A 9212-nucleotide genomic window follows, 5' to 3' on the forward strand; every position below is an offset into this window, starting at 1 on the left:
CCCCCCGACCTACGCCGCTGGTACGAGGTCACCATCCCCATCCATTTCCGCCTCGAGGAACGGGGATGACAGCGTTTTACACCCATGCCGAGCCCTACGCCCGGGGTTGGCTCCTCCGGGGCGTCCATCGGGTCTATTACGAGGTGAGCGGCCACCCCCGAGGCCGTCCGGTCGTCGTGCTGCACGGCGGTCCGGGAAGCGGCTCCAACCCCGCGAGCCGGAGTTTCTTCGATCCCAGTTTCTATCGGGTCGTCCTCTTCGACCAGCGGGGTTGCGGCCAGAGCACCCCTTCCGGCAGTGTCCAGGAAAACGCCCTCCCGCTGCTCCTCGAGGACATGGAGGCCTTGCGGGCCCATCTGGGCGTGGAACGCTGGCTGGTATGCGGCGGCTCCTGGGGAGCGACCCTTGCCCTGGCCTATGCCCAGGCCTATCCGTCCGCCTGTACAGGGCTCTTGCTGCGGGGCCTTTTCCTGGGCAGCGAGGAAGAAATCGATTGGTACCTCCAGGGGCTCGCTCGCTTCCTGCCCGATGCATGGGACGCATTCTCCCGGGCCATCCCCGGGGAAGAGACCCTCCTCGAGCGCTACCATCGCGCCCTGCACGGAACGAACCGAGCGTTGGCCCTTGCCGCGGCGCAGGCCTGGGAGGCCTACGAGCGGCGGGCCATGGGTCTCCTCGACCCGGTCTCCCCCGAGCTACCGCCGGGCGAGAAGCTCCTCGCCAAGGCGAGGATCCAGACCCACTACCTGATCCATGGCTGTTTTCTGGACCGGGGCGAGTTGCTCCGCGGGGTGCCGCAGATACGCCACCTCCCTTGCGTCCTAGTGCAGGGGCGACTGGACATGATTTGTCCGCCGGCAGCGGCCTTCCGACTCCAGGCAGCATGGCCCGAGGCTCGGCTCATCCTGGTGGAGGGCGGAGGGCATTCCGCCGGCTCCCCCGCCATGGGTCAGGCCCTGCTGCAAGCAGCAGACGCGTTCAAGGCCCAGCTCGCCTTCCCTTCATGCGTTTGAGAACCCGCATCAACCTGCTGTGCACGGCCCTCATGGTGCTGTTCCTGATGGCCAGCGGCGCCATGATGCTGGACAACATGCGCAAATCCATCGGCGAGGAGGTGCGGGCAGCCACCCGGGTCACCGTGCAACTGCTCACGACCGTCATCTACTCCAGCCAGTTCGTGCCCCACTCCGACTCCCAGCTCCAGGTGATGCTCAACTTCCTCCACTCCCTGGGCCGGGTGCGCTCCAACGAGATCCGCTGCTACAACAGCTTAGGCGATCTGGTCTATGTCTCGCCCCCCTCCCCGTACAAGGCGGGACGCTACGCCCCCCCATGGTTCAGCCGTCTGGTGAGCCCGAAGGAGCCCCTGGTTTTCCTGCGCTTCCAGGGGGGCTTCCTCGAGGTGATCCCGGATCCTTCCCGCGCCACTTTGGACGCCTGGGACGACCTGAAAAGCCTAGCCTGGATTGCGGGCGCCTTTTTCGTGCTGATCAACGTGCTGGTGTTCTGGCTGGTGGAGCGGGCCTTGAAACCCGTGAAGACCATCCTGGAGGGCCTCTCGCAGATGGAGCAGGGCCGTCTAGACGCGCGCCTGCCGGACTTTGCCCTGCCCGAGATGTCCGCCATCAGCCACACCTTCAACCGCATGGCCCAAGCGCTGGAGGGCAGCATGGCGGAAAATCAGCGCCTCGCCCTCGCCGTGCATCAGTCGGGGGATGCCACGCTGATCCTGGACCCCCAGGGGAAGATCACTTTCTGGAATCCCGCCGCCGAGCGGCTCTTCGGCTATGCCGCCGGAGAGATCCTGGGGCAGTCCGCCCGCGTCCTCATGCCCGACGCGGGCCAGGCCGATGAAACCCTGGCTGCGCTGCTGCGGGGCGGGCGCGTCGACAACGCAGAGACCCGGTGGCTCACTCGGGACGGGCGCTCGCTCGACCTGTCCCTGTCAGCCGCTCCTCTCACGGATCCGGCCAGCGGCCAGGTCCTGGGCGAGATCGTGAGCCTGCGGGACGTCACCGAGAAAAAACGGGCCGAGACGATCGCCCGGGAGCTGGAACAGAACCGCCGGCTCACCCAGCTCATCCAGCGCCACGTGGAAGAGGAGCGCCGCAGCCTCGCCCGGGAGCTGCATGATGAGCTGGGTCAATGCGCCACCGCGATCAAGACGATCGGCATGACCATTGCCCAACGCACCGCCCAGAACGACCCCCAAGCCCACGAACTGGCAAAGACCATCGTCTCCATCGCCGGGCACCTCTACGATCTGGTCCACCGTATGATCCGCAGCCTCAGGCCCTCGGTCCTGGACCACCTGGGGCTGCCCGAAGCGCTCCAGGATTCGATGGAGACCTGGCGAGCCGCCCATCCTCGGATGAACTTCTCCCTGCAGCTGGAGGGCGCGCTGGACGGCCTGGGGGAGGAGGTCAACATCACGGTCTACCGCATCGTCCAGGAGTGCCTGACCAATGTGGTCAAACACGCGGGCGCTTCCCGCGCCGAGGTGCAGGTGGTGCGCGGGTCCGATCCGGAAAGCGGGGAGGACACGGTGCAGGTCACGGTCCAGGACGACGGCCGAGGCATGGGCAACGGCGGCACCTCCGTGCGGGTGGGCTACGGGCTCCTGGGCATGCGGGAGCGGGTGCAAGCCCTCAAGGGCCGCTTCTCGGTGGAGAACCGTCCTGGCGGGGGCGTCATGGTGCGGGCGGTGATCCCGGTATCCGTCCAGACGGCAGCAGCAGGTTAAACTGTTTTCATGACGGCTTCCCCGCTCAAGGTCATGCTGGTGGACGACCACACGGTGGTGCGCATGGGGTTTCGCCTGCTGCTGGAAAACACACCCGACATCCGGGTGGTGGCGGAAGCGGATTCCGGCGAGCAGGCCCTCAAGCGCTACCCGGAGGCCAAGCCGGACGTGGTGGTGATGGACCTTTCCATGCCGGGCATGGGGGGAATGGAAGCCGTGAGGCGACTGCTCGCCAAGGACAAGGAGGCCCGCATCCTGGTGCTCTCCGCCCACGACGACACCCTGCACCCGAAGCGGGTCCTGGAAGCGGGGGCCCTCGGCTATCTCTCCAAGCGCAGCGCCCCCGAGGAGCTGATCCAGGCAGTGCGGCACGTGGCCGCCGGCAAGGTCTACCTGGAGCCGGCCCTGGCCCAGCAACTGGCAATCCAGCAGGTGACCGGAACGCGCAACCCGGTGGAGGTGCTGAGCCCACGGGAATTCGAGCTGTTCCTGCTCCTCGCCCAAGGCAAGAGCGTGGCCGAGATCGCCGAAATGCTCTATCTGAGCCCCCGCACGGTGGGGACCCACTTGTACAACATCAAGCAGAAGCTGAACGCCTCCAACGCCGCGGAGCTCACCCTGATCGCCATGCGGGCGGGGTTGCTGGAGCCCTAGCTCATGAAAATCATGAGCCCATGTCCATGCTTTTTCTGCTACCCGATCCGAGGGCCCGCACTTATATTGGAAGCTGAAATCTCCCGCTTAAGGACAAGGAGGACTCGCCATGTGGACCAAGCCCCAATTCACCGAGATGCGGTTTGGCTTCGAAGTCACTTTGTACATCGCTAACCGCTGATTATTCTGCGCTCTCTCGTCTTTCGGGGGCTGCCGCGAGGCAGTCCCTTTTCGTTCCTCGCTCAGTCCTCCGCTCCCTTCGCCCTGCCTCCCAGAGCGTAACGCAACCCAATCCAACCAGCCCGCGGTGCGCCGGGGGAGCGGAACTGCTCGGGGGTGGCGCTCCCTGGATCGAAGGTATCGCCCGGACCCCGGAAAAAGTTCTCCCCCAGCACGCCAAAATTCTCGTAGCGCTCGTCCAACAGGTTATTCACTTTGAAAAAGAGCTCCCAGCGGCGAGAGAGACGGTAGCGGGCGTCCAGGTTGAGCACTGCATAGCCCGGCACCGGACCGTGGGCGTCCTGGTTATTTTCGTCCCCCCGGGCGAATTGACGGCTTGCCGCCTGAAGGCTTGCGCCTAGGGACAACGCCTCACCCACCCGATACTCGGCTCGGAGCTTGAAGAGGTGACGAGGAATGCCCGGAAGGCGGTCGCCGGGCCGCACCTGGATGTCGCTCGGCCCCAGGATAGGCTGGGCCGAGGAATTGTTAGGGCTGTTCAGCACGAAGGGGGTGCGGAAAGTGGCTTCGATGAAGCTATAGCTCCCCCAGAGGTGCAGGCGGCCCCAGTGGGCCTGTAGGGTCAGCTCCAGCCCTTGGCGGCGGGTGGTCCCCACGTTCTGGAAGAAGCCGGCATTGATGGCCCCGCCGCTGCTCACGAATTGGATGTCGTCCTCGAGATCGGTTCGGTAAAGGCTGGCGCTATAGCCCAGGCGGTCGGCGATGCGGCCCCGCAGGCCCGCCTCCCAGGTCCTGGAAACCACCTCCTTCAAGGGCGGATCGGCCAGAAAGGCATTGGGCAAGCGGCATGGGGCGAGGGGGTCGGCGCAGGTAAGTTCCACCGGAGTGGGCGCCCGCATGCCCTCGTTGTAGGCGAGGAACACGGTGTGGCTCGCGGCCAGGTTATAGGCCACGCCGGCCGCCGGATTGAAACGGGAAAAGGCATGATCCCCGTTCAGCGCAGGCTCTGAACCCGTTTTGTCCCGGATTCTGAGCCGCGCCCGGTTGTAGCGTCCCGAGACGGTGAGGTGTAGCCGCTCGGTCAGCGACAGGGTGTCGGTGAAGTAAATCCCCGTGTAGCGGTTGACCGTCCTCACGTCGGTTTCCAGCGTGAAATCGCTGGTCGCCACCGTCCCCCGGTCAGGGGTGAAGGTGGCCTCCTGCTCCAACTGACTGAAGTCGGTCTCCCCCCGGTCCAGGCTCGCGCCGAAGGTGAGCTGGTTCGCTCGTCCCAGGAGGCGGCCGAGCAGGGTCCACTGCACGGAACCGCCGTAGCCCCGCTGGTCGGTCACGCTCAAGTCATTGAACGCCGGGTTGGGGCTCGTCACAGGGTCGAACTCATCGTTGACGTTGCTGCTGAAGTTGTCGCTGTGGAGCCTGCGATAATAAACGTTGGCCGCGAGGATCGTAGCCTCGCCCAAGACCCGGCTGCCCTTGAGGTTGAAGAAATTGAGCCGGTTACGGGTACGGTCGGGCCAGGTGTAGGCCTGCTCCGGCCGGTCCAGCATCGACAAGGGTAGCGCCTGAACCCCTTCGAGGGTGTTGTCGGCGTGGGTGAAGCTCGCATCCAGGTCCATGACGTCGTCCTCGAAGCCGAGCTTACCGAAGAGTTGGCGCAGCTTCGAAGGGGAATGTTCCCGCCAGCCGTCCTCTTGGAAGAGGTTCCCGGTCACGAACCAGTCCACCCGGTCCCGGAAGCCTCCGTATTCGAACTCCCACGCTTGCCGGTCCCAGGATCCCCCCAGGGCCTGCACGGCGAGGCCCGGGTATTGGAAGCCCGACTTCGTGTGCACTGCTAAGGCACCCCCCAGGGTATTCAGGCCGAACAGGGGGTTGGAGCCGGGAATCAGGTTGATACTAGAAATGGCTGAGCGGGGGATGAGATCCCAGTTCACCGTGTCGCCAAAAGCTTCGTTCACTCGCACCCCGTCTACGAACACCGAAAGGCCCTGGGGCGTACCGAGGAGGGGGGAAGCGGAAAAGCCCCGGAAGCTCAGATCTGGCTGAAAAGGATTGTGCTGGGCGGCGTTGACCGTGACGCCGGCCAAGCTCTGTTCCATGAATTCCGAAAGATCCAGGGCCTGCTGCCGCCGGATCTGCTCCCCGGTGGCGGCCTGGACCGCCGCCGGCACTTGCTCCAATGGGACCCCCACGCTAGGCAGGGGCGTGGTGCCCACCACCTCCACCGTGGGCGCCTCCAGGCTGGCGGCCGGATTCTCGGCCCAGGCGGCTGCGGCGAACCAGGGCAGCCAGAGAACGATTCGCCAGGCCGTTAGCGGACGAAGGATCAAACCCCACACCCAACACCTCCTCCCTGGGATTCTTAGACGATTTTTGCCTGCGGGTGCAGGAATCATGCCATGGCCCGGGCGAGGCGCTTCGCCCCAAGCCGGGCCATCGGCAGCGTTTGCGCGTGCCCAACGAGTGTCACGCTCTTGAAACAGGGTGTGGCGACAGCAGCCGCCAAAAAAAAAGCGGGCGCTCGCTGTGCCGAGCGCCCGAGGGGAGGATAAGGCCTGCGATGAAAAGCGGTGAACGCCGTGCCCCTGCCTCAGCGCCGAGAGGGGGCCCCGAACTGGTACTTCACCCCCACCCAGCCGGCTCGGGGCGCACCGGGCGCCACGAAGCGCTCCACGGGCCCCAGTTGATCCCGGGGCTCGCCCGTGGCCGGGTCGAAGGCGTTGCGATTGAACGCGCCCAAGGTCTCGTACCGGGTGTCGAACAAGTTGTCCACTTTGGCGAAAAGGACCCAGTTTCGGGCGAGGCGGTAGTCCATCGTCAAGTTCACCACCGTGTAGCCTGAGAGTTCGCCACGCTGGTTGTTCTCGTCCCCCCGCAGGAACTGGCGGGAAGCGTAGAGCACCTGGGCGCCCACGGTGAAGCGTTCGCTCACCCGGTAAGCCCCCCCCAGCTTTAGGGTATGGCGGGGAATGCCGGGCAGCCGGTCCCCCGCCGAGACGTCGATGGTGGCCGGCTGGGTCGGGTCCAGGGGATTGGCCACCGGGTTAAACAGGCTGGCAGGGGACCGGAACGTGGCGTCCACGAAGCCATAGTTGGCGAACCACTCGATGGGGCCCGACTGAGCGGTAAGCCCCAGCTCGAAGCCCTGCCGGCGGGTCTTGTCCACGTTGGTGAAAAAGCCCAGGCCTACGCCGGTGGAGACGAACAGGATGTCGTCCTTGAGCTCGGTGCGGTAGGCCGCCGCGCTCCACTGCAAGCCCTGCCCCAGACGGCCCCGGGCCCCCACCTCCCAAGTCTTGGCCACTACCGGCTCCAAGGGCGGGTCGGCGACGAAACCCACCGGCAAGGCGCAAGGATCATTCTCGTCGGCACAGGTGAGCTCCACCGGCGTGGGGACCCGGAAGCCCTCGTGATAGCTCCCGTACAGGGTAAGTCCCTGCTGGAGATTAAGGGTAAGCCCCACGGCCGGGTTGAAGCGGTTGAACGTGTGATGGCCCTCCAGCGCCGGTGCGAGTCCTGTGTCGTCCCGTAAGCGCACGCTCGCCCGGTTGTAGCGGCCCGAGAGGGTCAAAGCCAGCGTATCGGTGAGGGCCAAGGTGTCGGCGAAATAGAGGCCGTAGGCGGTGTTGCGGCCCGTAACCGCGGTATCCAGCTCGAAGGGGCCGGTGGCCAGGGTGCCCCGATCCGGGGTGAATTCCGCCTCTTGCTCGAACTGGCGAAACCGGGTGCGGCCCCGGTCCACGCTGGCGCCCAGGGTGAGTTGATTGGCACGTCCGGCAAGCGCCCCTAAGAAGCTCAGCTGCAGCGTGGCCCCCAGGACGCGGCTCGCGGTGCGGGTGGCGCGGTTTTCCGCTTCATAACCATCGTCCGTGGGATCCGAAGGGGTGCCTCCGTCGTCGAACTCCGCATCTCCGTTAAAGGTGCTGAGATCGAGCTTGCGGTAGTACACGTTGCCGGAGACGAGCGTCTTGTCTCCGAACCAGTGGCTGCCCTTGAGATTAAAAAAGTGTAGCTCCGGCCTCGTCTCGTCAGGATGGGTGAAGATGGCCTCCCGGCGCTGGGCGAGGAAGCTCTCCGGAACGAGCCCATTGCCCACCAGCGCGTTTTTCGCAAAAGTGTAGGAGAGATCCAGATCGCGCGTGGCGTCCTCCCAACCCGTCTTGGCGAAGAACTGCTTGACCTTGGAGGGAGAGAAATCCCGCCAGCCATCCTCCTCGAACACGTTGGCCGTGACGAACCAGTCGATCCGGTCCCGGTGTCCTCCATGGGCGATGTCGAAGGCCTTGCGCCCGAAGGAACCAGCGTAGGCCTGGCCCGTGGTGCCCGGGTAGTCGAAGCCCGATTTGGTGCGCAGAGACAGCGCGCCGCCCAGGGTATTGAGGCCGAAAACGGGGTTGGAGCCCGGAATCAGATTAAGGGTGGAGAGGGCCGACAGGGGGATTAAGTCCCAGTTCACGGTGTCGCCGAAGGCTTCGTTCACCCGCACCCCGTCCACGAACACCGAAAGCCCGATGGGATTGCCGAGCAGGGGAGAGGCGGTGAAGCCCCGGTAGATCACGTCGGGCTGGAAGGGATTGTTCTGGGCCTGGTTGATTTGCACGCTGCCCAGGTTGCGCAGCATGAATTCGGAAAGGTCCAGGGGATGGTGGAGCCGGATCTCCCGGTCGGTCTTGGCCTGGACGTGGGCGGGAACCTGTTCCAGAGGCACCCCCAGATCGGGCAAGGGGGTGGTACCGATCACTTCCACTGTGGGCGCCTCCAGCCGGGTCGCCCGCTCTTCCCCGTGCACGCCCCCCACAACCCCCAGGGCTCCTCCCATCATGCCCGCGAGCCAAGCCGCGAGCGTGTTCTTGTTCACCATTCGCCTCCCCTCATGACCAACGTCGCTGGTTTGGTCGAGCCTGCGGGCGAGGAGCTTAACAACCCGAGAAGCCGCGGCGCGTGCGCATATTGCGTAAAAAGCGCCGGGAAATTTTCCCGAGACCCAGGACAGCAGAGACGAATGGCCTAGCTGGAGATCAGATGATGCTTCAAGGCGAGCCGCACCAGCTCGACGGGGCTCGTAACGCCCAGCTTCTGCTTGATCTGGGTGGTGTAGTTGGCGACGGTCTTGGCTGAGAGGTGCAGGTCCCGGGCGATGGTCTCGGGCCCATGCCCCTCCACCACCCGCTGGAAGATCTCGAACTCCCGGGCGCTCAGGCAGGCCAGGGGATCCTGCGTCCCCGTCACGGCGTACAAGGCGATACGCTGCGCCACGTCGGGGCCAAGATAGCGGCGCCCTTGGGCCACGGCGTGTACGGCGTCCACGATCACCTCCGGCGCTGCCGCCTTGGTGAGATAGCCCAAAGCACCGTTTTTGAGCGCCCGCAGGGCGAAGGCTTCGCTTTCGTGGATACTGAACACCAGCACCCGCGCGGCGGCGTCCCGAGCCAGGATACGCCGGATCGTCTCAAGACCGCCCATACCGGGCATGGAGAGGTCCATGACCACCACGTCTGGCCTCAATTCACCGTAGAGCTGGTAGGCCTCTTCCCCGCTCGCCGCCTCCGCCAGCACCCGGATCTGCGGCTGGCGTTCCAGCAAGCGGCGAAAGCCGGCCCGGACCACCGCGTGGTCGTCGGCCAGCAGCAGGCGA

7 protein-coding genes are annotated in these 9212 nt (G+C 65.4%); 4 read left to right on the forward strand and 3 right to left on the reverse strand.

Features of this window, described 5'->3' with window-relative positions:
• Positions 1 to 65: 65 nt before the first annotated feature.
• The 4 genes from pip (at position 66) to pqqA (ending at position 3578) form a co-directional block, all read left to right on the forward strand.
• On the forward strand, positions 66 to 1013 hold the full coding sequence (gene pip / locus V7Q81_RS12460) for a prolyl aminopeptidase (RefSeq protein ID WP_333843786.1): 948 nt from the start codon (positions 66 to 68) through the stop codon (positions 1011 to 1013).
• Positions 1004 to 2743 carry a PAS domain S-box protein gene (locus V7Q81_RS12465; RefSeq protein ID WP_333843788.1) on the forward strand — a complete coding sequence of 580 codons (1740 nt, stop codon included), beginning with the start codon at positions 1004 to 1006 and terminating at the stop codon, positions 2741 to 2743. The genes pip and V7Q81_RS12465 overlap by 10 nt, the downstream gene beginning before the upstream one ends.
• A 9-nt stretch (positions 2744 to 2752) precedes the next feature.
• Positions 2753 to 3397 carry a response regulator transcription factor gene (locus V7Q81_RS12470; protein ID WP_333843790.1) on the forward strand — a complete coding sequence of 215 codons (645 nt, stop codon included), beginning with the start codon at positions 2753 to 2755 and terminating at the stop codon, positions 3395 to 3397.
• Positions 3398 to 3506: 109 nt separating this feature from the next.
• On the forward strand, positions 3507 to 3578 hold the full coding sequence (gene pqqA / locus V7Q81_RS12475; RefSeq protein ID WP_333843796.1) for a pyrroloquinoline quinone precursor peptide PqqA: 72 nt from the start codon (positions 3507 to 3509) through the stop codon (positions 3576 to 3578).
• 61 nt (positions 3579 to 3639) lie between these two features.
• Here the strand turns inward: pqqA and V7Q81_RS12480 are convergent, their stop codons facing one another.
• The 3 genes from V7Q81_RS12480 to V7Q81_RS12490 all read right to left on the reverse strand — a co-directional run.
• Positions 3640 to 5916: a TonB-dependent receptor gene (locus tag V7Q81_RS12480; RefSeq protein ID WP_333843792.1), complete on the reverse strand. Its 2277-nt coding sequence runs from the start codon at positions 5914 to 5916 to the stop codon at positions 3640 to 3642.
• Between the two features lie 251 nt (positions 5917 to 6167).
• The gene (locus tag V7Q81_RS12485; protein WP_333843793.1) at positions 6168 to 8438 is read right to left on the reverse strand and encodes a TonB-dependent receptor; all 2271 of its coding nucleotides are present in this window, start codon (positions 8436 to 8438) and stop codon (positions 6168 to 6170) included.
• A gap of 146 nt (positions 8439 to 8584) precedes the next feature.
• Positions 8585 to 9212 (reverse strand): response regulator transcription factor (locus V7Q81_RS12490; RefSeq protein ID WP_333843795.1); only part of this gene is annotated, 628 nt, incomplete at its 5' end.

The organism is Pelomicrobium sp., assembly GCF_036803785.1.
Classification (GTDB): domain Bacteria; phylum Pseudomonadota; class Gammaproteobacteria; order Burkholderiales; family UBA6910; genus Pelomicrobium.